The sequence below is a fragment of the Mordavella massiliensis genome (genome assembly GCF_016901695.1).
Taxonomy (GTDB): domain Bacteria; phylum Bacillota; class Clostridia; order Lachnospirales; family Lachnospiraceae; genus Claveliimonas; species Claveliimonas massiliensis_A.
This window is the reverse complement of sequence record NZ_JACJKS010000001.1, coordinates 100,174-125,794: the sequence shown is the minus strand read 5'-3', so window position 1 is coordinate 125,794 and position 25,621 is coordinate 100,174. Positions and strand designations below refer to the sequence as shown.

At 59.6% G+C, this 25,621-nt stretch carries 22 protein-coding genes; 19 read left to right on the top strand and 3 right to left on the bottom strand.

Translation table 11 applies throughout. The features are described from left to right. The first annotated feature begins 8 nt into the window (after positions 1-8). From H6A20_RS00660 to H6A20_RS00595, 14 genes are all read left to right on the top strand, one after another. Positions 9-1,367, top strand: a complete 1,359-nt coding sequence (locus tag H6A20_RS00660) for a CCA tRNA nucleotidyltransferase (RefSeq protein ID WP_204905225.1) — start codon at positions 9-11, stop codon at positions 1,365-1,367. A 74-nt stretch (positions 1,368-1,441) separates the two neighbouring features. After that, the gene (locus H6A20_RS00655; protein ID WP_204905224.1) at positions 1,442-2,506 is read left to right on the top strand and encodes a protein kinase family protein; all 1,065 of its coding nucleotides are present in this window, start codon (positions 1,442-1,444) and stop codon (positions 2,504-2,506) included. Between the two features lie 190 nt (positions 2,507-2,696). Beyond that, positions 2,697-3,005, top strand: a complete 309-nt coding sequence (locus tag H6A20_RS00650; protein ID WP_204905223.1) for an HU family DNA-binding protein — start codon at positions 2,697-2,699, stop codon at positions 3,003-3,005. 120 nt (positions 3,006-3,125) lie between these two features. Continuing rightward, entirely contained in the window at positions 3,126-3,365 is a 240-nt protein-coding gene (locus H6A20_RS00645; protein WP_204905222.1) for an RNA-binding S4 domain-containing protein, read from the top strand. A 51-nt stretch (positions 3,366-3,416) separates the two neighbouring features. Next, positions 3,417-3,707: a sporulation protein YabP gene (yabP, locus tag H6A20_RS00640; protein WP_476739001.1), complete on the top strand. Its 291-nt coding sequence runs from the start codon at positions 3,417-3,419 to the stop codon at positions 3,705-3,707. 3 nt (positions 3,708-3,710) lie between these two features. Further along, positions 3,711-4,076: a spore cortex biosynthesis protein YabQ gene (yabQ, locus tag H6A20_RS00635; RefSeq protein WP_204905221.1), complete on the top strand. Its 366-nt coding sequence runs from the start codon at positions 3,711-3,713 to the stop codon at positions 4,074-4,076. Positions 4,077-4,113: 37 nt separating this feature from the next. Next, a complete protein-coding gene (locus tag H6A20_RS00630) occupies positions 4,114-4,437 on the top strand; it encodes an FtsB family cell division protein (protein ID WP_204905220.1) in 324 nt (107 codons plus the stop codon). Between the two features lie 81 nt (positions 4,438-4,518). Then, on the top strand, positions 4,519-5,925 hold the full coding sequence (locus tag H6A20_RS00625) for a SpoIIE family protein phosphatase (protein WP_243426070.1): 1,407 nt from the start codon (positions 4,519-4,521) through the stop codon (positions 5,923-5,925). A 77-nt stretch (positions 5,926-6,002) separates the two neighbouring features. Further along, entirely contained in the window at positions 6,003-7,373 is a 1,371-nt protein-coding gene (tilS, locus tag H6A20_RS00620) for a tRNA lysidine(34) synthetase TilS (protein WP_204905219.1), read from the top strand. A 42-nt stretch (positions 7,374-7,415) separates the two neighbouring features. Beyond that, positions 7,416-7,943: a hypoxanthine phosphoribosyltransferase gene (gene hpt, locus H6A20_RS00615; RefSeq protein ID WP_204905218.1), complete on the top strand. Its 528-nt coding sequence runs from the start codon at positions 7,416-7,418 to the stop codon at positions 7,941-7,943. 62 nt (positions 7,944-8,005) lie between these two features. Continuing rightward, on the top strand, positions 8,006-9,808 hold the full coding sequence (gene ftsH, locus H6A20_RS00610; RefSeq protein ID WP_338106536.1) for an ATP-dependent zinc metalloprotease FtsH: 1,803 nt from the start codon (positions 8,006-8,008) through the stop codon (positions 9,806-9,808). A 17-nt stretch (positions 9,809-9,825) separates the two neighbouring features. Then, positions 9,826-11,868 carry a glycoside hydrolase family 13 protein gene (locus H6A20_RS00605; protein ID WP_204905216.1) on the top strand — a complete coding sequence of 681 codons (2,043 nt, stop codon included), beginning with the start codon at positions 9,826-9,828 and terminating at the stop codon, positions 11,866-11,868. 156 nt (positions 11,869-12,024) lie between these two features. After that, positions 12,025-14,232, top strand: coding sequence for a 1,3-beta-galactosyl-N-acetylhexosamine phosphorylase (gnpA, locus tag H6A20_RS00600; protein WP_204905215.1), 2,208 nt, complete (start codon positions 12,025-12,027; stop codon positions 14,230-14,232). 14 nt (positions 14,233-14,246) lie between these two features. After that, a complete protein-coding gene (locus tag H6A20_RS00595) occupies positions 14,247-15,368 on the top strand; it encodes a radical SAM/SPASM domain-containing protein (protein WP_243426069.1) in 1,122 nt (373 codons plus the stop codon). A 21-nt stretch (positions 15,369-15,389) separates the two neighbouring features. On the opposite strand, the gene H6A20_RS00590 is transcribed toward H6A20_RS00595, so the two are convergent. Together H6A20_RS00590 and H6A20_RS00585 are read right to left on the bottom strand one after the other, a co-directional pair. After that, on the bottom strand, positions 15,390-16,238 hold the full coding sequence (locus tag H6A20_RS00590) for an AraC family transcriptional regulator (protein ID WP_204905214.1): 849 nt from the start codon (positions 16,236-16,238) through the stop codon (positions 15,390-15,392). A 16-nt stretch (positions 16,239-16,254) separates the two neighbouring features. Continuing rightward, on the bottom strand, positions 16,255-17,715 hold the full coding sequence (locus H6A20_RS00585) for an arylsulfatase (protein ID WP_204905213.1): 1,461 nt from the start codon (positions 17,713-17,715) through the stop codon (positions 16,255-16,257). 147 nt (positions 17,716-17,862) lie between these two features. Here H6A20_RS00585 and H6A20_RS00580 point away from each other — a divergent pair, with 147 nt between their 5' ends. After that, a complete protein-coding gene (locus tag H6A20_RS00580) occupies positions 17,863-18,654 on the top strand; it encodes a sulfite exporter TauE/SafE family protein (RefSeq protein WP_204905212.1) in 792 nt (263 codons plus the stop codon). A 26-nt stretch (positions 18,655-18,680) separates the two neighbouring features. On the opposite strand, the gene H6A20_RS00575 is transcribed toward H6A20_RS00580, so the two are convergent. Next, positions 18,681-19,598 (bottom strand): glycoside hydrolase family 43 protein, encoded by a 918-nt coding sequence (locus H6A20_RS00575; protein WP_204905211.1) that lies wholly within the window; start codon positions 19,596-19,598, stop codon positions 18,681-18,683. Positions 19,599-19,708: 110 nt separating this feature from the next. On the opposite strand from H6A20_RS00575, the gene H6A20_RS00570 reads away from it, so the two are divergent. From H6A20_RS00570 to H6A20_RS00555, 4 genes are all read left to right on the top strand, one after another. After that, complete coding sequence (locus tag H6A20_RS00570) at positions 19,709-21,607, top strand: beta-N-acetylhexosaminidase (RefSeq protein ID WP_204905210.1); 1,899 nt, start codon at positions 19,709-19,711, stop codon at positions 21,605-21,607. Positions 21,608-21,774: 167 nt separating this feature from the next. Then, positions 21,775-23,298 (top strand): polyhydroxyalkanoate depolymerase, encoded by a 1,524-nt coding sequence (locus H6A20_RS00565; RefSeq protein WP_204905209.1) that lies wholly within the window; start codon positions 21,775-21,777, stop codon positions 23,296-23,298. A 35-nt stretch (positions 23,299-23,333) separates the two neighbouring features. Next, on the top strand, positions 23,334-24,608 hold the full coding sequence (locus tag H6A20_RS00560; RefSeq protein ID WP_204905208.1) for an ABC transporter substrate-binding protein: 1,275 nt from the start codon (positions 23,334-23,336) through the stop codon (positions 24,606-24,608). A gap of 107 nt (positions 24,609-24,715) precedes the next feature. Next, on the top strand, positions 24,716-25,621 hold the full coding sequence (locus tag H6A20_RS00555; RefSeq protein WP_204905207.1) for a carbohydrate ABC transporter permease: 906 nt from the start codon (positions 24,716-24,718) through the stop codon (positions 25,619-25,621).

The window sequence follows — 25,621 nt, the reverse complement described above, 5'->3', positions numbered from 1 at the left end:
GACAGAGTATGAGTAAGAGCGGGCGGCTGTACATTGCCATGCCGGACAGGGTAAAACAGATCATCGGAACACTGCGTGGCGCAGGCTTTGAGGCCTGGGCCGTGGGAGGCTGCGTCCGCGACAGCCTGCTCGGGCGGACGCCGGAGGACTGGGATATCACCACCTCGGCCATGCCGGAGCAGACGAAGGCGCTCTTTGACCGGACGTTTGACACGGGGATCGAGCATGGCACGGTGACGGTGCTCCTGGACGGGGAAGGCTTTGAGGTGACGACCTACCGCATCGACGGGGTGTATGAGGACGGCAGGCACCCGCGGGAAGTGACCTTCACACGCAGCCTGCGGGAGGACCTGCTGCGCCGGGACTTCACCATCAACGCCATGGCCTACAGCGACGAGGAAGGGCTGGTGGACCTCTTCGGCGGGCTTGCGGATCTTGCGGACCACGTGATCCGCTGCGTGGGGGACGCGCGCGCCCGCTTCTCGGAGGACGCCCTGCGGATCCTGCGGGGGATCCGGTTCGCAGCTCAGCTCGGGTTCGCGCTGGAGGATAAGACCCGGGAGGGGATGCGGGCCCTCGCGCCCACCCTGCAGAAGATCAGCGCGGAGCGGATCCAGACGGAGCTTGTGAAGACCCTCTTGTCCGACCGGCCGGACCTGCTGCGCACCGCCTGGGAGCTGGGGATCACAAAGTGGTTCCTCCCCGAGTTTGACCGGATTATGGAGACCACCCAGGAGACGCCCCACCACATGTACACGGTGGGGGAGCATACGCTCCAGGCGCTCCTCCACATCCGCCCGGACCGGGTGCTCCGCCTTGCCATGCTGCTGCACGATATGGGGAAGCCGGACCTGAAGACCGTGGACGCGGACGGGGTGGCCCACTTTAAGAAGCACGCGGTCCGCAGCGAAGAGATCGCCCGGGCGGTCCTGCGCCGCCTGAAATTCGACAATGACACGCTCCGGAAGGTGACTACCCTCGTGTACTACCACGACTACCGGATGCCGGTCCGCCCTGCCAGCGTGCGCAGGGCCATGCACCGGATCGGGCCGGATCTGTTCCCCCTCTACCTGGAAGTGCGGCGGGCGGATGTGCTGGCCCAGAGCCTCTACATGCGGGAGGAGAAGCTGGCCGACATCGAGGGGGCCGCGCGGCTGTACCGGGAGATCCTGGACCGGGCGGAGTGCGTGACCCAGAAGGACCTGGCAGTGAACGGCAGGGACCTGATGGAGGCCGGGTTCGCCCCCGGAAAGGAGATGGGGGAGCTTCTGCGGGAGCTTCTGGACGCCGTGATCGAGGAGCCGGCCCTCAACACGAAGGAGCAGCTTCTCGCCCTGGCAGAGGGAAAGAGGATACAGGGACAGTGAGACTGTCATATTACCGTTTCCGGCATCATACATTGAACAGAACAGGATAACGGAAAAGTGCAGGGGACGGTAATATGCAGGACTACGAACTGAGTATACTGGAGCAGTATCCAGTCACTGTGAAAAGCACCCGCAAGATGAGGGGTGCATTTTTTTGCGATACAGACCAGGGGCTTTTTCTGCTCCGGGAGGCGGGCGTGTCCAGGCGGCGCGTGCTCCTGATGCGGCATGTGGGCCTTCATCTGCTCCGGGAGGGCGGCCTGCGGACGGACCTGCCCGTGGCCAACCGGGACGGGGAGTATGTCACAGTCTCCCCGGACGGAAGGAGCTATATCCTGAAGGAGTGGTACGCCGGCAGGGAGTGCGATGTCCGCAGGACCCGCGAGCTCCTGGAGGGGACGGCCAACCTCGCCCACCTGCACCGGTTCATGGAGCGTGTCCCGCCCTGCCCTGCGCCGGAAGAGCCGGAGCCGGAAGAGCCGGGACCGGGGGAAGACAGGGAGGCGCAGAAGGAGAGAGGGCCCGTGGAGGAGCCGCCAAGGAGGAGCCTTGGGAAGGAGTATGAAAGCCACAACCGGGAGCTTCGGAAGATCCGCCGGTTCATCCGGGAGAAACCGTCCAGGGGCGAGTTCGAGCTGGCGTTCCTTGGCTGCTTTGACAGCATGTTCGCCTGGGCCCGGCGGGCCATGGAGGAACTGGAGCGGACGGACTGCGGGGAACTGGACCGGAAGAGCCGGCAGGAGAACACCATGCTCCACGGGGACTACAACTACCACAACATCCTTCTGACGGACGCGGGCTGCGCCACCACGAATTTTGACCGGTGCCGGCCGGGCGTGCAGGCGGAGGACCTGTACTATTTCCTGCGCAAGGCCATGGAAAAGCACGGCTGGAACGTGCGGTGCGCGGACCATATGCTGGATGCGTACAGCGCCATCCGGCCCCTCTCGGCGGCGGAGACGGACTACCTGAAGGTCCGGCTCATCTACCCGGAAAAATTCTGGAAGCTGGCGGACGCCTACTACCGGTCCGGCAAGGCGTGGATCCCGGTCAAGAGCGTGGAGAAGCTGCGGACGGCGGTCATGCAGACGGAGGAGAAGGGGCGCTTCCTGGAGCAGATCTTCCGGGTCCGCATGTGAGAGAAAGACGGGGCGCAGGGCCCGGATCCGGCAAAAAATGGAAAATCCCTCCAAAAAAGCGTGCAAACCCCTGTTTTTCGGGCGTTTCTACTTGACAAACAGTGGGAAACCCTGTATAACGTTATTGAAAGATGCGCCTGATCCCGGTGGGGAGGTAAGGCCACATAATCAACGAATAGAATAGAACAGGATGTTCTATCGGAAGTCTAAGGAGGAATTATCCATGAACAAAACAGAGTTAGTAGCAGCAATCGCTGAGAAGGCAGAGTTATCCAAGAAGGATACAGAGAAGGCTTTAAAGGCATTTGTCGATGTTGTGACAGATGAGCTGAAGAAAGAGGAGAAGGTACAGCTTGTTGGCTTCGGCACATTCGAGGTGAGCAAGAGATCCGCAAGAGAGGGAAGAAATCCTCAGACAGGCAAGACAATGAAGATCGCAGCCTGCAAGGCTCCGAAGTTCAAAGCCGGAAAAGCTTTAAAGGATGCTGTAAACGCATAAGTTTCGTTTGGAATTCATACGGGATGATAGAAGCGGCGCTGCGGCCGGATGGCTGCAGCGCCGTTTTTCCATTGGCGCGCCCTGGCGGGAGCGCCGGGAAGAAAGCCGGGAGGTGAGAAGATGAGACTGGACAAATTCCTGAAGGTTTCGCGCCTGATCAAAAGGCGGACCGTGGCTAACGAGGCGTGCGACGCGGGCCGGGTCCTGGTGAACGGCGCGGTGGCCAAGGCGTCCGTGAAGGTGAAGCCCGGGGACGTCATAGAGATACAGTTCGGCACAAAGGCCGTGAAGGTGGAAGTGCTGGATATCCGGGACACGACAAAGAAGGAGGAGGCAAAGGATCTCTTCAAATATCTGTGATCCTGTAATAAAATAAGCCGGCCTTTCATATGATTATCAAGAAAGGTTGTGATGGCAATGGAAGAAAAGCAGACGCCGCGGGCCCACAGGCTGGTGCTCAATAACCGGAAGACAGGCACGGTGACGGGCGTGCTGGATGTGCTCTCGTTTGACCTGAATGAGATCCTGCTGGAGACGGAGCAGGGTATGCTCATGGTGAAGGGGTCTGACCTGCATGTGAACAGGCTGAGTCTGGAGAAGGGGGAGGTGGACCTGTCGGGCACCATCGACAGCGTGGCCTACTCGGAAGTACACCCCGCGGCAAAGACGGGGGAGACGATCCTGAGCAGGCTGTTCCGGTAGCGCATGCAGGGGATCCGCGTGGAGGGGCTCTCCTTCCTGGAGGCGCTGCTGACCGGGATGACCGTCTGCTGCGCCTATGCATGCCTGTGCCTGCTGCGCCGGGCCGTCCGGCATACTCCGGCCGCCATTGCCGCGGAGGATCTTCTGTTCTGGCCGGGGGCAGCCGTTTATGTCTTTGTGCAAATTCACCATACCACTAATGGTAGTATCCGGTGGTATTTTATACTAGGTGTTGTGCTGGGAAGCGCTTTTTTCTCTTTTGTGTCGAAAATTCCGAAAAAACTGCTTGAAAAATTATACGGGAAGCGGAAGAGAAATTCGTCAAAAACTGTTGAAGAAAGAGGAGAAAAAAGCTATGATAAAAAATAATAACCAGCCGCAGCTGGCAGATGGGTGAGTAATTAATATGGGAAGCATCAGACAAAAGAGCAGGGCGAGACGCCGGAAGAAGCAGGTGCAGCAGCACAGGAGAAGCATGCTGGGCATCAGCGCGGTGATCCTGCTTCTGGCTGTCATGGTCACTGTGAGCAGCGTGGAGCTGCGGGCAAAGAACAATGCCTACATAGAGCAGGAGCAGGAGCTGGAGGCGGACATCCAGGCGGAGAAGGAACGCGCAGAGGAGATCAGTGATCTGGAAGAGTACGTAGGTACGGATGAGTACGTGGAGCAGCAGGCCAAGGACAGGCTGGGGCTCGTCCACGAGAACGAGATCATTTTTAAAGCGAAATAATCATGCAGAAGAAGAGCTTTGGGAGCAGGCATCCCGAAGCTTTTTTATTACTTTGGATTCTGCGCGGGAGGGGAGCGTTGCATGGGAGAGACTGCTGCTGGGAAAGATCTGTTTGTCAACCCGTATGTTGCACAGATGGACAGGTTCGCCGGATCGCTGAAGCATCTGTCCGACGTGTTTCTCGGTCTGGAGAAAAAGAGGCGGACCTTCACGGGGGAGGAGATCGACGGCATGGCTGCCGGCGTGTCGGAGAAGGTGTGCGCGGGCTGTGAGAGGCGGGATGCCTGCGGAAAGGAGGACCCGCAGAAGGCGGCCCGGATGGTCTACGAGATCATCGCCGCCGCGGAGGAGTACGGAGCGGAGCTGAACATTGAACTGAAGCGGGGGCTGCAGAAGAAGTGCGTCATGGCGCCCCGGTTCCTGCGGGAGACGCTGGAGGTCTTCCAGATGGAGAAGCAGAAGATGGTCTGGAGCCGGAAGATGGTGATGAACCGGGAGGGGTGCGCCGCTTCCATGAACGCGTTCGCCGAGCTGGTGCAGCATGCGGCCAGGGAGCTGGACGCCGGGATCTGCGTGGACGCCCGCCTGCAGAAGAAGGTGAAGGCGAGGCTGAAGCGGTCGGGTCTGAAACTTTTATCCGGCGTGTTCTTTATGACCAAGCAGGGGCGGTATGAGGTGCATCTGACCGTGAAGGCCCCGCGGGGGGAGTGCGTGGCATCCCGGGAGGCCGCCGGGGCGCTCTCGGAGGCCATGGGGCGCAGCATGCTGCTCGTGGCAGGGGAGAGCCCGGTCGTCACGGAGCAGTACAGCACCCTTGTATTCATGGAAGGGCCGGCCTTCCAGACGTTGCAGGGGGTGGCGAAGATCGGGAAAGGGTGTCAGAAGATCTCGGGGGATACCTTTGCCATGACGAGGCTGCCGGGAGGCTGCCAGGCCGTGGTGCTCTCGGACGGCATGGGCTCCGGGGAGGCGGCCTTCCAGGAGAGCGCCATGGTGGTGGAGATGCTGGAGGAGCTCCTGGAAGCGGGGTTCCCGCCCCAGACGGCGGTGCAGATGATCAACACGGCGCTGGTGGCCGGGCGGGAGGAGCTGTTTTTCTCCACCGTGGACCTGTGCGTCTTTGATCTCTACCGTGGGACCTGCGATCTCTTGAAAGCGGGGGCGTCCACCACCTTTATCCGGAGACAGGACGGGGTGGAGAAGATCAGTTCCGCCACCCTGCCGGTGGGCGTGGTGCAGGAGCTGGAGCTGATGCGTGTGCACCGCCAGCTGGAGGACGGGGACTTCGTCGTCCTTGTGACGGACGGCGTGCTGGACGCGCTGCCTGTGGGCAACCAGGAGGCCATGCTCGCGGCGCTCATCGGCGGGACGGCGATCCGCAACCCCCAGGAGCTGGCCCACTATCTGCTGGAGCAGGTGCTGGAACTGTCGGGCGGGGAGCCGGCGGACGACATGACCATTCTGGCGGCGGCCATCTGGCGCGTATAGGAAAACTTGCTTTTTGCACGCAGATTCTATATAGTTAGTACGATAAGACTACCTGCCCGGAAGAGGGAGAGAAGAACATGTATGAAAAGATAAGGGCCTATGTGAGGGAGCATGGGATGCTGGAGGAACAGGATACTGTGATCGCAGGCATATCGGGAGGCGCGGACTCCGTATGCCTGCTTTGCGTGCTTCTTATGCTGAAGCGGGAATACGGCCTGCGGCTCTTTGCGATCCATGTCAATCACGGCCTCCGGGGGGAGGAGGCCGATGCGGACGAGGCGTTTGTGGAGGAGCTGTGCCGGAGGGAGAACGTCCCCCTGGATGTGGTCCGCGTGGATGTGGCCCGCCTGGCCAGGGAGGAGGGGCTCTCCGGGGAGGAGGCCGGCCGGCTCGCGCGGCGGCGCGCCTTCGAGGAGGCGGCCAGCCGGCACGGCGCGGGCAAGATCGCCCTGGCCCATCACAGGAACGACAACGCGGAGACGGTGCTCCTGCATCTTGCGAGGGGGACCGGCCTGCGGGGACTGGGCGGGATCCGGCCGGTGACGGGCCGCTACATCCGGCCCCTTCTGGCTGTGTCCAGGGAGGAGATCGAGCAGTTCCTGGCGGAAAAAAACAGAACCTACTGTATGGACAGCACAAATTCGGAGGATACTTATACACGGAACCGCATCCGCAATCATATAATTCCCTATATGGAGGAGGCGGTCAACACAAAGGTCGTGGACCATGTGTGTGAGACGGCCCGGCAGATGTCCCTGCTCTGGGACTACATGGACAGACAGCGGGCGCAGGCTGCAAAGGAGGCGGTCCGCTTCCTGCCCGGAAAGAGCGGCCGGGCGCTGGAGATCGACGGGGATGCATACAGGCGCACGGACCCGGCGGTCCGCCCCTATCTCCTTTCCTGGGCGCTGGAACAGACGTGCGGCCGCGCGAAGGACCTGGAGACCGTACATCTGGAGCAGGTGGACGCCCTCTTTGGCAGGCAGGTGGGGCGCAGGAGCGCCCTCCCCTGCGGCATGACGGCGCGGCGCACCTACGCGGGGGTGCAGCTGCAGGACGCGGACTTTGAGGAGCCGGACGGACCGGGTGCGGACCGGGTGCGGATGCGCGTGCTGGAGGCGTCCGGGATCCGGGGGCCTCTGGAGGCGTCAATTCCCAAAACCCCCTACACGAAATGGTTTGACTATGATATAATAAAAGACAGTGTTATCATCCGGACATACCGCCCCGGGGACTATATCACCGTCAGCAGAAGCGGCGGTACGAAGAAGCTGAACCGGTATTTTATCGACGAGAAGATCCCGGCCGGCCGGCGGGGGCAGATCCTTCTGGCGGCGGACGGGAACCACATCATGTGGGTCATCGGGTACCGGCAGGGCTGCGGGTACGAGGTGACGGCACAGACAGAGCGGATCCTGGAGATTACGGTGGAAGAGCCCGGCATGTAGAGGGCAGATATAAGAAACGGAAGACAAGGGAGGAAATCAGACATGGCAGAGACGATCAGAGAGCTTGTGTCAGAAGAGGAAGTGGAAAAGAGAGTGTGTGAGCTGGGACGGCAGATCAGCGAGGATTACGCGGGGAAGCATGTGCATCTCATCTGCGTGCTCAAGGGAGGCGTGTTCTTCATGTGCGAGCTGGCGAAGCGGATCACGGTCCCGGTATCCATGGATTTCATGAGCGTCAGCAGTTACGGGGACGGCACCTCGTCCAGCGGCGTGGTGAAGATCGCGAAGGATCTCGATGAGCCCCTGGAGGGCAGGGACGTGCTCATCGTGGAGGACATCATCGACTCCGGGCGCACGCTGTCCTACCTGATCCAGATCCTGGAGAAGAGAGGGCCGGCGAGCATTCGCCTGTGCACGCTCCTTGACAAGCCGGAGCGCAGGGTAAAGCCGGTGAAGGTAGACTATGTGGGCTTTAACATCCCGGATGAATTTGTCGTGGGATACGGACTCGACTATGCGCAGAAATACAGAAACCTTCCCTACATCGGTGTAGTGGAAGGAGCCCAGTAGAAAGGAGCAGCAAAGATTTGAACGACAGACGGGGAAGAGGACTGAGCGGCGTGACGCTGCTCATGTTTGTGGCATTGCTTTTCGTGGCGCTCTGGTTTACCAACCAGATCGACCAGCGGGATAAGCAGATCACGTATCAGGAATTTGAGAGCCTGGTGGAGAGCGGGGACGTGACGGAGGTGGATATCATTCAGAACCGGGACGTTCCGACCGGGCGGCTGGAGATCACATCCGGGACAGAGGAGGACGGGGGCGTGAAGACCGTCTATGTCTCGGACGTGAACGAGGTGCAGGATGATCTGGATGAGAGGGGCGTGGCGTACACGCTGGAGGACGTGCCCCAGGAGAACTGGTTCATGACGAGCCTGCTCCCGACGCTCCTCGTGCTGGCGGCCTGCCTCCTGTTCTTCTATATGATGAACCGGCAGGGGGCCGGTGCAAACGCCAAGGCCATGAGCTTCGGGAAGAGCCGGGCCAGGATGAGCACGGACCAGGATAAGAAGATCACGTTCGCCCAGGTGGCGGGCCTCATGGAAGAGAAGGAAGAGCTGGAGGAGATCGTGGATTTCCTGAAATCCCCCAGAAAGTATATCCAGGTGGGGGCCAGGATCCCCAAGGGCGTCCTTCTGGTGGGCCCTCCGGGAACCGGCAAGACGCTGCTGGCGAAGGCGGTGGCCGGCGAGGCGGGCGTGCCGTTCTTCAGCATATCCGGCTCGGATTTCGTGGAGATGTTCGTCGGCGTGGGCGCGTCCCGCGTCCGGGATCTGTTTGAGGACGCCAAGAAAAACGCGCCCTGCATCATTTTTATCGATGAGATCGACGCGGTGGCCAGAAGAAGAGGCACCGGCATGGGCGGCGGCCACGATGAGAGGGAGCAGACGCTGAACCAGCTTCTGGTGGAGATGGACGGCTTCGGCGTCAACGAGGGCATCATCGTCATGGCGGCCACGAACCGGGTGGATATCCTGGATCCGGCCATCCTGCGCCCGGGCCGCTTCGACCGCAAGGTCGTGGTGGGACGCCCGGATGTGAAGGGCAGGGAGGAGATCCTGAAGGTGCACGCCAAGGGCAAACCTCTCGGCGACGATGTGGACCTGAAACAGATCGCCCAGACGACAGCCGGATTTACCGGCGCCGACCTGGAGAACCTCCTCAACGAGGCGGCGATCCTGGCGGCCAAGGAGGGCAGGGTCTACCTGCAGCAGACAGACATACGCAAGGCCTTCGTGAAGGTGGGCATCGGCGCGGAGAAGAAGAGCCGCGTGATCTCGGAGAAGGAGAAGAAGATCACGGCCTACCACGAGGCGGGGCATGCCATCCTGTTCCACGTCCTGCCGGATGTGGGGCCGGTGTACAGTGTGTCCATCATCCCCACGGGAGCCGGGGCGGCGGGCTACACCATGCCTCTGCCGGAGCGGGATGAGATGTTCAACACAAAGGGCAAGATGCTCCAGGATATCACGGTGGCCCTGGGCGGCCGCGTGGCGGAGGAGGAGATCTTCAACGATATTACCACGGGAGCGTCCCAGGATATCAAGCAGGCGACCAGCCTGGCCAAGTCCATGGTCACGAAGTTCGGCATGTCCGAGAAGCTGGGCCTTGTGAACTACGACAACGACAGCGACGAAGTGTTCATCGGGCGGGATCTGGCGCACACGACCAGAGGCTACGGCGAGCAGGTGGCGAGCGCCATCGACCAGGAGGTCAAGGATATCATCGACGTCTGCTACAGGCGTGCGAAGCATATCATCCGCAAGTACCAGGGCGTTCTGGACGGGTGCGCGCAGCTTCTGCTTGAGAAGGAAAAGATTACGCGAGAGGAGTTCGAATCCCTGTTTGAGGGGATCGAAGTCTCGGAAATATAAAGGCAGGCGGCGATAGAATGAATTTACTTGCATTATTTTGTGACGGGACGGGAAACTATGTCTTCCCGCCTGAACCGCTTCCGGGGCAGCAGGTCACGCTGCAGTTCCGGACCGCGGCGGACGACGTGGACAGCGTCTGCCTGCTGGCGGGCGGCAGGGAGTACGAGATGGAGAAGCGGGGCACGGCGGGGATCTTTGATTTCTATGCGGTGACCTTTACGCTTGGGAATGAGAACCTGCGCTACAGCTTCCGGATCAGCTCCGGCACCGAGGTCTGGTACTACAACCAGTTCGGCGTCAGCAGATGGCGGGTGGAGGAGTACGAATTCCAGCTGGCGCCCGGGTTCTCCACGCCGGACTGGGCCAAGGGCGCGGTCATGTACCAGATCTTTGTGGACCGGTTCTGCAACGGGGATCCCTCCAACGACGTGGTGGACGGCGAGTACGCCTACATCGGGGAGCCCACCGTCCAGGTGAAGGACTGGGGGAAATACCCCTCCGCCATGGATGTGCGGTCCTTCTACGGCGGCGACCTGAAGGGCGTCATGGAGAAGCTGGATTATCTGCAGGACCTGGGGGTGGAAGTGATCTATTTCAACCCGCTGTTCGTCTCCCCCTCCAACCACAAGTACGACACCCAGGACTACGACTACATCGACCCTCACTTCGGGGTGATCCTGGAGGACGGCGGCGAGCCGCTGGCGGCGGGCGACACGGACAATGCCCACGCTGCAAAGTACCAGAAGCGCGTGGCGGACAAACGGAACCTGGAGGCCAGCAACCAGCTGTTCATCGAGCTGGTGGAGGAGCTTCACCGGCGGGGGATGAAGGTGATCCTGGACGGCGTGTTCAACCACTGCGGGTCCTTCAACAAATGGATGGACCGGGAGCGGATCTATGAGAACCAGGCCGGATATGAGAAGGGGGCTTTTGTCAGCGCGGACAGTCCCTACCGGGATTTCTTTGAGTTTTTTGAAAACAGGGACGAATGCTGGCCCTACAACGGAAGCTACGACGGCTGGTGGGGGCACGACACCCTGCCGAAGCTCAACTACGAGGGATCAAAGGAGCTGGAGGAGTACATCCTGGCCATCGGCCGCAAGTGGGTGTCCCCGCCCTACAATGTGGACGGGTGGCGCCTGGATGTGGCGGCGGACCTGGGCCACAGCACAGAGTACAACCATGAATTCTGGAAGAAGTTCCGCCGGGAGGTGAAAAAGGCGAACCCGGACGCCCTCATCCTGGCAGAACACTACGGGGATCCCAAGGAGTGGATGCAGGGGGACGAGTGGGATTCTGTCATGAACTATGACGCGTTCATGGAGCCGGTCACCTGGTTCCTCACCGGCATGGAGAAGCACAGCGAGGAGGACCGGGAGGAGCTTCACGGCAACACGGACAGCTTCCTGCGGTCCATCTTCCACCACGCGTCGCATATGCTCACACCGTCCCAGCAGGTGGCCATGAACGAGCTGTCCAACCACGACCATTCCCGGTTCCTCACGAGGACGAACCACATGGTGGGGCGGGCGAAGGACCTGGGGCCGGAGAAGGCGGAGGAGTATGTCAGCCTTCCCGTGATGCGGGAGGCGGTGGCCATCCAGATGACCTGGGTGGGCGCGCCCACCATCTACTACGGCGACGAGGCCGGCCTGTGCGGGTTTACGGATCCGGACAACAGGCGGACGTACCCGTGGGGAAGGGAGAACCGGGAGCTCATCGCCTACCACCGGGAGCTCATCCGGATACACAAAAACTACGAGGTGTTCCGCACCGGTTCCCTGCAGTGGCTTGTAAAGAGGGAAAATATCCTGGCCTACGGGCGGTTCAACGACGAGGACCAGTTCGTCATCGTGGTCAACCATGGCAGCGAGCTGGCGGAGGTGCGGGTGCCGGTGTGGGTGCTGGGCCTGCCCATGGACAGCCGGATGCGCCGGGTCATGTACTCCTACGAGGAGGGGTACACGACTGAGTACGACGAGATCCACGTGATCGACGGGGAGATCGTGGTGAACATGGGAAGCCATTCCGTCCTGATCGCGAAGAATAAGGAATTTTAAGAGGAAAGAGAAGTCTCCTGCGGGGACTTCTTTTTTAGTGAAAAAATTAACTTTGTCGCACAAAAGCAAGAATCCTAAAAATGTGAGCAATATGCAAATTGACGGTTATCCTCTTTTCGCCTATGCTTGTTTTAAGAAAAATGTACAAATATGTGCATGGGAAAGAAAAGCAAGACTGAACCGGAAGAAAGGAGAACAGACGTGAAAGAGAACACAAAGGGAAGGGTGACCATACCCACGGACGTGGACGTTGTGCCGGAGACGCTGAAGCTGGTGGAGCGCTGGGGAGCTGACGCCATCCGCGACTGCGACGGGACGGACTATCCGGAAGAACTGAAGCATGTAGACGCGAAAGTGTATTCCACATACTATACGACGAGAAAGGACAATGCCTGGGCGAAGGCGAACCCGGAGGAGATCCAGCAGATGTACATCATGACGCCGTTCTACACGGCGGTGGAGAGCGAGCTGTCCATCCATCTGATGAACCACCTGTACCCGGATATGCTGAAGGTGAACGACCGTGACGACATCAGCCGCTGGTGGGAGGTCATCGACCGGACCACAGGGGAGGTCGTTCCCACAGACAAGTGGAGCTATGACGGGGAGACGGGCGACGTGACGATCCATGACGCGGCGGCGTTCCACGACTATACTGTGAGCTTTCTGGCCTACATCATGTGGGATCCGGTTCACATGTACAACGCGGTGACGAACGGCTGGACCAACTTTGAGAAGCAGATCACCTTTGATGTGCGCCAGCCCAAGACCCACGCCTATTCCATGGAGAGGCTCAGGAAGTTCATCGCGGACAACCCCCATGTGGACGTGATCCGCTACACCACCTTCTTCCACCAGTTTACGCTCATCTTTGACGAGCTGGCGAGGGAGAAGTATGTGGACTGGTACGGATACTCCGCATCCGTGAGCCCCTACATCCTGGAGCAGTTCGAGAAGGAGGTGGGCTACAGGTTCCGCCCCGAGTACATCATCGACCAGGGCTACATGAACAATACGTACCGCATCCCCTCTAAAGAGTTCCGCGATTTCCAGGATTTCCAGAGAAGGGAAGTCACGAAGCTGGCGAAAGAGATGGTGGACATCACCCACGAGTGCGGCAGGGAGGCCATGATGTTCCTGGGCGATCACTGGATCGGCATGGAGCCCTTCATGGACGAGTTTAAGAACGTGGGTCTGGACGCTGTCGTGGGCAGTGTCGGAAACGGCTCCACCCTGCGCCTGATCAGCGACATCAAAGGTGTAAAATATACAGAGGGAAGACTGCTTCCCTACTTCTTCCCGGATGTGTTCCACGAGGGCGGCGACCCGGTGAAGGAGGCAAAGGTGAACTGGGTGACCGCAAGGCGCGCCATCCTCCGGAGCCCCATCGACCGGATCGGGTACGGCGGCTACCTGAAGCTGGCCATGCAGTTCCCGGAGTTCATCGACTACGTGGAGAGCGTGTGCCAGGAGTTCCGCACCCTGTATGACAATATCAAGGGGACGACGCCCTACTGCGTGAAGAAAGTGGCTGTCCTGAACTGCTGGGGCAGGATGAGGGCCTGGGGCAACCACATGGTGCACCACGCCATCTACTACAAGCAGAACTACTCCTACGCGGGCATCATCGAGGCCTTGAGCGGCGCGCCCTTTGACGTGCAGTGGATCAGCTTTGACGACATCCGCAGCAACCCGGCCATCCTGGACGACATCGACGTGATCCTCAACGTGGGCGACGCGGACACAGCCTACACCGGCGGGGCCAACTGGACGGACGAGAAGGTGGTGACTGCCGTGAAGAAGTTCATCTACAACGGCGGCGGATTTATCGGCGTCGGCGAGCCGGCGGCCCACCAGCACGAGGGCCATTTCTTCCAGCTCGCCACAGTCATGGGCGTGGAGGAGGAGAACGGCTTCACGCTGAACATGGACAAGTACAACTGGGATGAGCACGAGCACTTCATCACAGAGGACTGCAGAGGGGAGATCGACTTCGGCGAGGGCAAGAAGAATATCTACGCCTACGAGGGCACCACGATCCTGAAGCAGAAAGAGAAGGAAGTGCAGCTTGCTGTCAACGACTTCGGAGAGGGGCGCACGGTCTACATCAGCGGCCTTCCCTACAGCTTCGAGAACAGCCGTCTTCTGTACCGCTCCATCCTGTGGGCGTCCCACGATGAGGACGAGCTCCACAAGTGGTTCAGCACCAACTACAACGTAGAGGTGCACGCCTACGTGAAGAACGGAAAATACTGTGTTGTAAACAATACCTATGAGCCGCAGAGCACGACTGTGTACAAGGGAGACGGCACGAGCTTCGACCTTGACCTGGAGGCAAACGGCATCTACTGGTACGAGATTTAAGAGGTGAGATGCGGATGATGAGAGAGCTGCAGCTCCTCATCAAGCCCGCTTCCTGCGCCTGTGACATGGCCTGCAGGTACTGCTTTTACAAGGATGAGGCAGCAGGCCGCGCTGTGAGCGATCGCGGGAAAATGAGAAAAGAGACCATGCGGATTGTCATAGACAAGGCGCTTGCGGCAGCGCAGACCTGCGTGTTCGGCTTCCAGGGAGGGGAGCCGACCCTCGCAGGTCTGCCCTTTTTTCAGGACGTTGTAGCCTATGCGCAGGAGAGGAAAAGCCCGGGGCAGGAAGTTGCTTTTACGCTGCAGACGAACGGGCTTGGGCTGGATGAGGCATGGTTCCGTTTTTTAAAAGAGAACCGGTTTCTTGTGGGACTGTCGCTGGACGGCGTCCGGCGATCCCATGACGGGAACCGGCCGGATCACCGGGGGGAGGGGACATTCTCCCGTGTCTTTGGCGCTGCGCAGCGGCTGCAGGAGGCGGGGATCCCTTTTCATGTGCTCTGCGTGCTGAACGCGCAGACGGCGCCGCGGATCGGGGCGATCTATCGGTTCTTCGGGCGGAAGGGATTTCTGCACCAGCAGTACATCCCCTGCCTGGATCCCCTGGAAGAGAGGCGGGGGGAAGAGCCCTTCTCCCTGACCCCACAGATGTACGGAGAGGCCCTGCAGGAGCTGTTCGACCTGTGGTTTGCGGATGTGACGGCCGGCAGGCCGGTGTACCTGCGGCAGTTTGAGAATTACGTGGCCATGCTCAGAGGCGGCCGGCCGGAGGCCTGCAGCATGTATGGGAAATGCAGCATGCAGAACGTGATCGAGAGCGACGGGACGGTCTACCCCTGTGATTTCTACGCGCTGGACGCTTATGAGATGGGAAACATCTGCGACCCGGAGGTGGACTTTGAGACGTTTTGGAAGCTGGCGGAAGAAGGCGGACACCCCTTCTTCCGGGAGCCGGCAAGGCGGGACGACCGGTGCGGCTCCTGCAGGTGGTACCCCCTGTGCCGGGGCGGCTGCCGCCGGGACTGCTTTGCGCAGGACGGGGGGCAGAAAAACTATTACTGCGAGGCCTACCAGCAATTTTTTGCCCGCAGCATCGGGCGCCTGGAGATGCTGGCGGGGCGTGTGAGAGGGTAAAAGAAGAACGGCAGCCGTCTGTTAGCTGCCGTTCGCCGCATCGTCCCCGGCCTGGGACTGCCGGTACCGGATGGGCGTCATGCCGTACTTTTTCCGGAAGGCCTGGGTGAAGTAGGACTGTGACGAGAAGCCCACGGAGGCGGAGATGGCGGAGATGGAGTGATCCGTATCCCGCAGCAGGGTGCAGGCCGCCTGCATCCGCCGGTCGTTCAGGTACTGAATGGGCGACTTGCCGGTGTACTTGGCGAAAGAGTGGGCCATGTAGTACTTGTTCATGTGCGTCAGGTCTGTCAGCGTGTCCAGGGTGATGGGCTCCGAGTAGTTGGAATCCAGGTACTCCTTGATCCGCGCGCACTCCTTTGTCATGTAGGTGGAGGCGATGGGGACCGGGATCACGTGCTGGCTGCGGATAATGCGAAGGATCAGGATCTCCAGCAGATCCTGGCAGATCTTATCGGAGCCGTAGGCCGGGTTGCGCATCTCGTAGAGCATCTGGGAGAAGATCTCCTCCACCAGCGCCTTGTTGCTGACGTTGCAGAAGACCTGCACACACGTCTGCTCCCCGGCCGGCTGGAAGGAGATTCCGTCCACGCCGATCACGTAGTACTCCAGGGGCGTGTCCGGAATGGATTGCTCCGTGTGCTCCATGTAGGGCGGGATGATGACCAGGTCGCCTGTCTTGATGTGGTACAGCTTCTCCCGGAAGAGAAAGTTCCCCTCCCCGCTGACGACGAAGAAGAGCTCCGTGAAGTGGTGGGTGTGGAACACGCTCTGCCAGTCCCTCTCATCCCTGGACAGGGAGATGGATAGCAGGCGCGCGTTCAGTTTTTCAATATCCGTATGTGTCACTGCGTACTGTCGGTGGCTCATAGATATACTCCTTGCATCAGATGGCTTTGATGTGTTCCATTGTCTCCGGATAGGGCTGCCCCGGCAGGAGGGAGCCCTCCCTCGCAAATCCTTCGGGACGGTCTTTCAGGCTCTCGATCAGGCAGGAACGGAGAAATGAAATCCTTTCTTTATACATGTTATCGTTTATAAGATCAGTCAGTTCATGGGGATCCTCCACCAGGTTGAAATACTGCTCCTGCCCGGTGGCGGCGTGCCAGATGTACTTGTCCGTCTCCGTCACGATCCAGTGGTTGGAGAAGGGCCCGTAGGCGTGCTCCCCGTGCAGCCAGGGCCGCACCGTCTGCTGCGGATCCTGCGCAAGAGGCAGCAGGTCCGCGCCGTCCACGCTGTCCGGAATGGACGCGCCGGCGGCGGACAGAAGGGTGGGCATCACATCCCGCAGTTCTGCCACCGCGTGGCAGGTGGAGCCGGCCTTTACAGGGATCCCGGTGTTCTTCCCGGCGGTGATGAAGAAGGGGATGCGGCAGCTTCCCTCGTAGGGGCGGGACTTGCGGAACATGTGGTGGTCGCACAGTTCCTCCCCGTGGTCTGCGGTGAACAGGATGATGGTGTCATCGTACAGCTCCTGCTCCACCAGGGCCATGATGAGCCGGCCGATCTGGTGGTCCAGGTGGGTGATGCAGGCGTAGTAGCCGATCTGTGCCTGGCGGATCAGCTCGGGGTCAGCAGGTCCTGTCTTGGAGTCGAAGATGCGTCCGTCCCGTTTCAGGTACTCGTCCGTCTCCCATGTCCCGACAAAGGGCGCCCGCAGGTCTTTGTCCTTATACAGGTCGAAGTAGTACTGCGGCGCGTCGAAGGGCGGATGGGGCCGCAGGTAGGAGGCCATGAGGAAGAAGGGCTGGTCCGGATCCCTCCTGCGCAGGAAGTCAAGGCACCGGTCCGTCACCCAGTTGGTGGGGTGGTACTTCTCCTCGTGGGTCCAGGGGCGGGCCACCCAACTGTTGCAGTCGATGCCCGTGTCCGTCACGTCCGCGTCCGCTCCCAGCTCCTTTTTGAGCCAGTAGAAATAGTCGTCCGCCACGAACTGGGACTGGCTGTAGGGCACGCCCGCGTACCGCGCGGCGTGGAGGTATCCGTCGTGGAGATCCACGTGGTGGAAGCCGAGGTAGTTGCGCAGGGGATGGACGTGCATCTTGCCCACGCACTGGGTGTAGTAGCCGGCCTTCGCCAGCTCGCCGGCCATGGTGTGCTCATATCTCCAGGGGATGTTGTCCTCGTACCCCACCCGGCCGTGGTGGCTCTGCTCCATGCCGGTGTGCAGGGCGGCCCGGGCGGCGATGCAGCTTGGGCACGCGCTGTAGGCCCGGTCAAACACAACGCCCCGCGAGGCGAGCGTGTCCAGGTAGGGAGTCTTCACGTCTGGGTGTCCCGCGTAGCCGAGGGCGTCGCCCCGGAGCTGATCGGTCATCAGTAAAATAAGATTAGGCTGTTTCATAGTATCTCCTTCCTTGCCGGATGCATGCTGCTTCATAAGCTGCCTTTACCATAATACAATTTCCGGGGAAAAGCAATAGAGGTAGATGAAACGGGAAAATCAGAGTATAATCAGATACAGTGATAAGGAGTGAGTGATCATATGGGAATGATAGGTATTTTTTTTGCAGTGAGTATCCTGTCCTGCACGGCCGGTTCCATCTGCGGGATCGGCGGCGGCGTCATCATCAAGCCGGTCCTGGACGCCACGGGGATCATGAGCGTGAGCAGCATCAGCTTCCTCTCCGGGTGCACGGTGCTTTGCATGTCCCTCGTCTCCGTGTACAGGAACATGCGGGCGGGCACGGCGAAGATGGATCTTCGCATCGCCACGGCGCTGGCGCTGGGTGCGGCTGCCGGGGGCGTGGCCGGCAAGTCCATGTTCCAGGGGCTGAAGGACGCGGTGGGCGATGAAAATCTGGTGGGCATGACCCAGGCCATCGTCCTCATCGTCATCACGCTGGGGACGCTTGTGTACACCCTGTACAAGCATAAGATCCGGACGCGGGTCTGCACGCAGCTTTGGCTGTGCGTGGCCATCGGCCTTGTGCTGGGCGTCATGTCCAGCTTCCTGGGGATCGGGGGCGGCCCCATCAACCTGGTGGTGCTGGCCTACTTCTTCTCCATGACCACGAAGGAGGCGGCCCTGTCCTCCCTGTACATCATCCTGTTCTCCCAGATCACCAGCTTCGTGCAGACCTGCGTGACAGGGACCATCCCGGATGTGGAGGCGGCCTACCTTGTCTTCATGATCGCGGGGGGCATCCTGGGGGGCACCATCGGAAGTCGGATCAACAGGAAGATCAGTGACAGCGGTGTGGATAAGCTGTTCATCTTCCTGATGGCGGTGATCGTCCTCATCAACATCTTCAATGCCGTTAAATTTGGAATGGCCGCCTGAGAAGGCGGCCATTCGCTGTATGTGCGCTATTTGGAAAAGTCTGTGTACTCCCGGAAGGGGATGGTGAGGTGCCCGTCGCTGATCTCGATGGGAAGGATGCTGTAGCCGGAATTTTTCAGGTCTTCCGGTTTCCAGTGGTCCAGCATGAGGTAGAAGGCGCCGTCCTTCTCAAAGACGTAGGTGCTCTGCCCGAAGAAAGTCTGCCGGGCGTGCTCGCCCACGCAGGGGTTGTCGATCAGCTTCCAGCCGGACAGGACCGTGGAAGAGGTGCCGAACAGGGCGCTGTTCGGATCCCAGCAGGTGCAGCCGGATGTGATCATGTAGTAGCAGCCCTCTTGGAAGAAAATGGCCGGAGCCTCCCGCTCCTGCTCGATGAAGGCCTTGCCGCACACGCCGTCCACGTCCAGGTAATCCTCCGTCAGGCGGGAGATGCGAAGCGTCTTGTTCCAGTCGGAGCTGTGGATGAGGTAGGCGGATCCGTCCCGGTCCCTGAACAGGGTCATGTCCCGGCAGTCGGAGCGGTTCGGGCGGATCCCCTTCACATAGCGGAAGGGGCCGGCGGGATGGTCGGCCACGGCGATGCCTGCCCGTGCGTCTGTGTAATCCGCGGAGTCCAGATGGAACCACATGACGAATTTGCCTGTCTTTTCATTGTAGAGCACCTTGGGGCGCTCGCCCACCCGGTCTCTGTAGAGGTCGTGGCCCGGCTCGTCGGAGGCGGCCAGCGCAAGCCCCTCGTATTTCCAGTTCATGCAGTCGGCGGAGGAGTAGCAGGAGATCCCGATGAAGTCCACCCGGATATCCCCGGAGGGGGCGGTGGAAGTGGGGCCGTTCTTGTTCTCCCCGTACCAGTAGTACATGCCTTCGTGCTCCAGGATCATGCCGCCGTGGGCCTGGATGGTGTTTCCCTCTGTATCGTGCCAGATCGTACCGTTTTTATTCATTGTCATTCTCCTTTGCGTTTTTGGTTGAACCTGTGGCAAAACCATGATAACATGATAAAACATTACAATAGATGTAAGAGAAAAGCAAGAGCAAAGAAGAGGAGACCGCTATGAGATTTACCATCAATGACGCGCAGGATATCCGGAAGGAGGCCGTGCGCGATATCCTGGAGGAGAGAGGCCATACGCTTGTGAAGAGCGGGGAGGGGGCAGAGGTGTGCCTCCATTTTTTCCGGACAGATGCGCCCGGCTACCGGGCGGTGAAGGACGGGGAGGATGTCTGCATCGAATACCACAGCCTGCCGGAGGCGTTCCGGGCGCTCGGAAAGGCGCTGGAGCATGTGCGGGCCGGGAAGTGGAGAGAGGAGAATCCGGGCGTCAGGGGCCATAAGGGGTTCATGTTCGACTGCTCCAGGAACGGCGTGCTCCGGGTGGAGGCTGTCAAAAAGCTGATCCGCCAGACAGCGCTCATGGGCCTGGACTGGTTCCTCCTGTACACGGAAGACACCTATGAAGTGGAGGGATACCCGTACTTCGGGTCGCTGCGGGGCCGGTATACGAAGGAGGAGATCCGGGCGTGCGACGCCTACGCCGCCCTGTTCGGCGTGGAGATGATCCCCTGCATCCAGACGCTGGCCCACCTGCGCACGGCGCTGCGCTGGCCGTCCATGGAGGCGTACCGGGACGACGAGGACATCCTGCTGGCGGAGGAGGAGCGGACCTATGAGCTGATCGGGGCCATGCTCGCCTCCGTGAAGGGGATGTACCGCTCGAAGCGCGTCCACCTTGGCATGGACGAGGCGTTTTACCTGGGGTACGGCAACTACCGCCGGATCCACGGGGACGTGAAGCAGGGCGAGCTGATCCGCCGGCACCTGGACCGCGTCATGGAGCTGTGCGAAGTATACGGCCTGGATCCCATGATCTGGAGCGACATGTTCTTCGTCACGCCGGGGGGCGGCGATTACTACAATGTCCCGGCGGACTATGAGTGGCCGGAAAACGAGAAGCCGGACCGCCGGGTGACTCTTGTATACTGGGACTACGAGGGGCATGAGGAGGACCGGTACACGCGGATGGCCCGCCTCCACAAAAAGCTGACGGACCGGGTCTGCTTCGCCGGCGGCGCCTGGATCTGGAACGGGCTGGCGCCCAACTACGCCCAGGCCATGGATGCCACGAAGGCGGCGTTCCTGGGCCTGGAGGACACGGGCGTGGAGGACAGCTTCCTCACCCTCTGGCAGGACAACGGGGCGGAGACGCCCATGATGGCGGGCCTTCCCATGATGGCCTTCTACAGCCGGTGCGTGTACGGCGAGTCCACAGACGGGGAGGAGATGGAGAGCTGGTTCCGCATGCTGTGCGGGGAATCCTGGCAGGACATGCTCCTCTTTGACAGGCTGGACCACATCCCCGGCACAGGCCTGTACAATGCGAAGTTCGCCAATCCGTCCAAGGCTGTCTTCTACCAGGATCCGCTGACCGGCGTCTTTGACGGCCAGTATGCGGGCGCGGGGCTGGACGCCTGGTACAGGGAGACCGCCGCGCTCCTTAAGAAAGCCCGGAAGCGGGCCGGCGCCATGGCGGGACTGTTCCGCTACTACCAGCTCCTGGCCTCGGCGGACGCGGTGAAATGCGAGCTGGGGGCAGGGATACGAAAGGCGTACCTTGCGGGCGACCGGGAGGCGCTTGCGCGGATCGCCGGAAAGGAGATCCCGGCTCTCCGGAAGAAAGTGCAGAAGCTGCACCGGCTCCGGGAGGAGCTCTGGATGGCGGAGTGCAAGCCGAACGGGTACGAGGTGCTGGACGTGCGCCTGTCCGGCGTGGAAGCGCGGCTGAAGTCCGCGCAAAGAAGGATCCTCTCCTACCTGGACGGAAGGACGGACGCCCTGGAGGAGCTGGCGGAGGAGCGGCTTCCATATTACACGAACGAAGAAGGGAAAACCGAGCCGGTTAAGTGCAATTTGTGGGAAAATATCGTCAGCGCGGCCAATATAAAAGGCGTGTAATTGTGTAAAATGTAGTGTAGAATGACGAAAAAAATTTAATCTTGTAAATAGAATGCACAAAAAAAGCAAGATTGCTAAAAAATGAAGCAAAAGAAAGATAGAAAGAGCTGGCAGGGGAAGCTATAATACAAGTAGTTCATGGGCAGAAAAAAACAGCAGGAGGCAGTATGGACGTTAAGAGAACTTTCTACGTCAGCTCTTTTCGCGGAGATGACAGGAATAACGGCACATCGGCCGAGACGCCCTTCCGGACGCTTCGCAGCATCAACCGGCAGGAGAGGAAGCCCGGCGATGTGATCCTTCTGGAGAGGGGATCCGTCTTTGAGGAGGAATACCTTCACATCTTCGGCGGCGGCAGCAAGGAAGCGCCTGTTGTCATCGACGCCTACGGGGAAGGGGATCTGCCCCGGATCGACGCTGCGGGAAGCGGCCTGTGGTATCAGAACTACGGAGCGCCGCTGGATGCGCCCACCCATGTGTGGCGCGGCTACGTGTCGTCGGCAGTCCTTCTGTATGACGCCGAGTACATCGCGGTGCGGAACCTGGAGATCATGAACCGGGTCCTGCTTCAGGGCGAGTACTACAACCAGGGCGATCTGATGAACCGGACAGGCGTCAGCGTGATCGCGAAGGACGCGGGCACACTCCACCAGATCGAGCTGGACGGGCTGTATGTCCACGATGTGTCCGGCAACGTCTATGACAAGCACATGAACAACGGCGGTATCTACGCGTCGGCGCTTGCGCCGGCAGACGAGGAGAAGACGGGGATCGCAAGGTACGAGGGACTTTACATCCATCACTGCACAGTGGAACGGTGCAGGAGGTGGGGGATCGCAGCCGGCTACACCTACCGGCACGGCGAATTCACATCCCTGGAGATCCCGGACGAGATCGCGCAGACATACGGGTCTGTGGATGTGCGGATCGAGCACAACCGCCTCCGGGAGATCGGAGGGGACGCGATCACTCCCATGTACTGCTTCCGGCCTCTGGTACAGTACAATGTATCCGAGCACGTGGCGCAGGACATCAACCCTGCGGTGTACGCGGAGCCGGGCGACAGAGGCGGCATGGTGGCGGCGGCCATCTGGCCGTGGAAGTGCAAGGACGCGCTCTTCCAGTACAACGAAGCCGCGCACACCTGCTTCAACCAGGATGGGGAAGCCTGGGACGCCGACTCGGGAGACGGCACAGTGTACCAGTACAATTACAGCCATGACAACGAGGGCGGCTGTGTGATGTTCTGTGAGGGAGAGAGTATCAACAATATATTCCGTCATAACATCAGTGTGAATGACGGGCTGGCGAAATCCGGTGTGATCACGCCGGTGCGCAATCAGGACGCACACATTCACGACAACACATTCATCATAGCAGACGGCGTTCCGTTCATCCGAACCGGTATGTCTGAGGGCGGGATGCTGGTAGAAAATAATCTGATCATACACGCGGGAGAGGAGGCCAGGACAGAGGACTGGCACCACCAGACCAAGAAGGCTGTGTACCGCGCAAACCTGTACTGTAATTACGCGAACGTCCCCGATGACGACGGGGAGGCTGTGACCGCGGACAGTGCGGAAGCTGAAAAACGGATAAAAGGGGAGGCCGGACTAGACTTCTTTGAAGAACACACCGGCATCCGTCCTGATATCGGGGCCTGCTTTGCCCGACCCAAAAAGCAGAACTGATTAACCAAATTTTTTAAGAAAGGTGAGGTAACATTATGAAAAAGAAATTGGTTAGCGTGTTACTGACGGCAGCTATGGTTGCCACAATGGCAGCCGGATGCGGATCATCCGACGGCGGATCCGGCGATGGCGGATCTGACGAGGGCGGTTCCGGCAAGGAGATGACCTACTGGTCCATGTGGAACTCCACAGAGTCCCAGGCTAAGGTGATCCAGGAGGCAGCGGACGCTTACGAGGAGGAGACAGGCATCCACATCAACATCGAGTGGAAGGGCCGTGACATGAAGACCCTCATCGGTACAGCTCTTGAGGCCGGCGAGGACATCGACCTCTTCGACGACGACTATATGCGTGTCGTTATGAACACAAAGGACTACCTTGTAGACCTGTCCACACTGGAGGGCGAGGAAGAGTTTGAGAGCCATGTAATGCCGGTTATCCTTGATAAGGCAAAATCATGGGGCGACGGAAAGCTCTATGTAGTTCCCTACCAGGTATACACAACAGGTGTATGGTACAACAAGGATATGTGGGAGGAAGCCGGCCTGACAGAGGATGACAAGCCGACCACCTTCGAGGAGTTCAAGGAAGTTTGCCAGAAGATCAAAGACGCTGGCTACAACCCGCTGACATGTAACTCTGACTCTGTAAACCTGATCTACGGTTTCCAGATGGCAAGATACATCGGACAGGAAGCAGTTCTTGAGTGCTTCAACAACGGCGACTGGGCAAACGAGCCCGCAGCCCTGCAGGCAGCAGAGGATATCGCTGAGCTTGTAGACGCTGGATACTTCTCACCCAACGCTCCGGCACAGTATCCGGACGGACAGAACGAGATCGGATTTGGCGAGAGCTGCATGGTTCTCAACGCATCCTGGATCCCGAACGAGATCAATGTAAACACGCAGGCAGACCTTGAGTTCGGCTTCTTCCCGTGGCCGTCAGTTGAGGGCGGTGTAGACGGAGCCGAGGCTTCCATGGTAGGAGCACAGGGCTACGGCATCAACAAAGAGAGCGACATGCAGCAGGAGGCATTTGACTTCGCAACCATGATCGCTACAGGCGACTACGACCTTGAGATGGCATCTTCCGTTAACTCCATCCCCTCTGACACAGAGAACACAGAGTGGCCGGCAGCTATCGCAGATGCAGAGCCTTACTTCAAGGAAATGACAAAGGCTTATGACTGGGCGGTAGGTCTGGAGACGAACGCGGACTTCACACCGATCATCAACGAGAACGTTGTAAAACTGATCAAGGGTGAGAGCACACCGGATGAGTTCATCTCTGCAATCTCTGCAGCACAGTAAAGACATCCTGAAATGGAGAGGTATGGCGGCAAAGCGGCGGCTTATGGCCGCCATACCTTTTTTCCATATGACGGACTTACATATCTGAGAGAAAGGGGGACATCATCTTGAAACAAAACAAAAAAATGATCGTCTGCTTTCTGACTCCGGCGCTTTTCTTCTTCATCGTAATGTATCTGTACCCGATCATCCGTACGATCATTATGAGTTTCTTTAACGTAGAAGGAGTCAGTGATCCCATGAGCGAGTGGTCGTTCAACGGGATCGGCAACTACCAGAAGCTGATCGAGACGCAGCTCTTCCGCACATCCATGATGAACATGCTCAAGATCTTCATCATCGGCGGCATCGCTGTCATGCTGATCGCGCTTCTCTTCGCGGTGATCCTGACAAGCGGCGTCCGCTTCAAAGCTTTCTGGAGAGCCGTTATCTACGTGCCGAACATCATCAACGCGGTTGCCATCGCGACGATGTGGATCCAGTACGTATTCAACAAGCGCTTCGGTCTCCTGCACAGCTTTTTCACTGCGCTTGGGCTGGAGGATCTGGCGAGCATAGACTACATGAACGGTAAATGGAAGTTCTGGTCCCTGCTCATCGCCTTCTGTTTCGGATCTGTCGGTTACTTCATGCTGATCTTCATCAGCGGTATCGAGAGGATCCCGGCAGATTACTATGAGGCGGCCACCATCGACGGAGCAAACAAGCTGAAACAGTTTTCATTTATCACACTGCCCCTCATCAAGGGCGTGTTCAAGACCTGTACGACATTCTGGACCATCGCTGTCATCGGCTTCTTCGTATGGTCCCAGATGTGGGCATCCCCGCAGCCGTCCGACAACGCGACGATCACGCCGGTTGTATACATGTACAACGCCGTGTTCGGAACGACGGGAAGCACATCCCGTGACGCGGGCGTGGGCGCTGCCGTCGGCATCCTGATGGCTGTGATCGTGCTTGTTGTATTCGGACTTGTCAACCTGCTCGTCAAAGACGACGATCTGGAATTCTAG

What these genes read in the sequence shown, in the direction of transcription:
- H6A20_RS00660 (WP_204905225.1), top strand. Translation starts at nt 9, where the DNA reads ATGAGTAAGAGCGGGCGGCTGTACATTGCCATGCCGGACAGGGTAAAA.
- H6A20_RS00655 (WP_204905224.1), top strand. Translation starts at nt 1,442, where the DNA reads ATGCAGGACTACGAACTGAGTATACTGGAGCAGTATCCAGTCACTGTG.
- H6A20_RS00650 (WP_204905223.1), top strand. Translation starts at nt 2,697, where the DNA reads ATGTTCTATCGGAAGTCTAAGGAGGAATTATCCATGAACAAAACAGAG.
- H6A20_RS00645 (WP_204905222.1), top strand. Translation starts at nt 3,126, where the DNA reads ATGAGACTGGACAAATTCCTGAAGGTTTCGCGCCTGATCAAAAGGCGG.
- yabP (WP_476739001.1), top strand. Translation starts at nt 3,417, where the DNA reads ATGGCAATGGAAGAAAAGCAGACGCCGCGGGCCCACAGGCTGGTGCTC.
- yabQ (WP_204905221.1), top strand. Translation starts at nt 3,711, where the DNA reads ATGCAGGGGATCCGCGTGGAGGGGCTCTCCTTCCTGGAGGCGCTGCTG.
- H6A20_RS00630 (WP_204905220.1), top strand. Translation starts at nt 4,114, where the DNA reads ATGGGAAGCATCAGACAAAAGAGCAGGGCGAGACGCCGGAAGAAGCAG.
- H6A20_RS00625 (WP_243426070.1), top strand. Translation starts at nt 4,519, where the DNA reads ATGGGAGAGACTGCTGCTGGGAAAGATCTGTTTGTCAACCCGTATGTT.
- tilS (WP_204905219.1), top strand. Translation starts at nt 6,003, where the DNA reads ATGTATGAAAAGATAAGGGCCTATGTGAGGGAGCATGGGATGCTGGAG.
- hpt (WP_204905218.1), top strand. Translation starts at nt 7,416, where the DNA reads ATGGCAGAGACGATCAGAGAGCTTGTGTCAGAAGAGGAAGTGGAAAAG.
- ftsH (WP_338106536.1), top strand. Translation starts at nt 8,006, where the DNA reads ATGTTTGTGGCATTGCTTTTCGTGGCGCTCTGGTTTACCAACCAGATC.
- H6A20_RS00605 (WP_204905216.1), top strand. Translation starts at nt 9,826, where the DNA reads ATGAATTTACTTGCATTATTTTGTGACGGGACGGGAAACTATGTCTTC.
- gnpA (WP_204905215.1), top strand. Translation starts at nt 12,025, where the DNA reads ATGGGAAAGAAAAGCAAGACTGAACCGGAAGAAAGGAGAACAGACGTG.
- H6A20_RS00595 (WP_243426069.1), top strand. Translation starts at nt 14,247, where the DNA reads ATGATGAGAGAGCTGCAGCTCCTCATCAAGCCCGCTTCCTGCGCCTGT.
- H6A20_RS00590 (WP_204905214.1), bottom strand. Translation starts at nt 16,238, where the DNA reads ATGAGCCACCGACAGTACGCAGTGACACATACGGATATTGAAAAACTG.
- H6A20_RS00585 (WP_204905213.1), bottom strand. Translation starts at nt 17,715, where the DNA reads ATGAAACAGCCTAATCTTATTTTACTGATGACCGATCAGCTCCGGGGC.
- H6A20_RS00580 (WP_204905212.1), top strand. Translation starts at nt 17,863, where the DNA reads ATGATAGGTATTTTTTTTGCAGTGAGTATCCTGTCCTGCACGGCCGGT.
- H6A20_RS00575 (WP_204905211.1), bottom strand. Translation starts at nt 19,598, where the DNA reads ATGAATAAAAACGGTACGATCTGGCACGATACAGAGGGAAACACCATC.
- H6A20_RS00570 (WP_204905210.1), top strand. Translation starts at nt 19,709, where the DNA reads ATGAGATTTACCATCAATGACGCGCAGGATATCCGGAAGGAGGCCGTG.
- H6A20_RS00565 (WP_204905209.1), top strand. Translation starts at nt 21,775, where the DNA reads ATGGACGTTAAGAGAACTTTCTACGTCAGCTCTTTTCGCGGAGATGAC.
- H6A20_RS00560 (WP_204905208.1), top strand. Translation starts at nt 23,334, where the DNA reads ATGAAAAAGAAATTGGTTAGCGTGTTACTGACGGCAGCTATGGTTGCC.